We start from the raw sequence: 340 nt of genomic DNA on the forward strand, positions 1-340 counted from the left end.
CGGCCATGAACTTCTGGATAGTGGCCTGGACCTCAGCAGTGAAGGCTTTGCCCATCCGAGCAGCGAGCACAATGGTCAGGCAGTCGGAGAGGAGCCTGAAATTGTCGGGATCCACGTGCAGTTTCTCGGAGTGCAGCACACTCAGCTCGGTATAGGTCGCCTTGATGTTGTCCATGTTCTTCACAGCCCGGTCCAGACCGTGGAGGATAGTTACTCCGTGTTTTGCAACCTGAGGATTTCCCATGATTGCGGCTGCGTTGTAGAGGTTTCCAAAGTTGCCGAAATACCTCTGAGTCCAGGGATAGACGATCAGACACCTGCAAAGAGTTGCAGGGCCAAC

Annotated in this window: 1 protein-coding gene; it reads right to left on the reverse strand. The window is 54.4% G+C overall.

The window, feature by feature from the left end; all coding sequences use genetic code 11:
* Positions 1-313: hemoglobin beta-like protein (locus J4G38_RS28485; RefSeq protein WP_226164231.1), on the reverse strand; the 313-nt coding region annotated here is incomplete at its 3' end.
* Positions 314-340 lie beyond the last annotated feature (27 nt).

The organism is Hymenobacter terricola, from assembly GCF_017921975.2.
GTDB classification, from domain to species: domain Bacteria; phylum Bacteroidota; class Bacteroidia; order Cytophagales; family Hymenobacteraceae; genus Hymenobacter; species Hymenobacter terricola.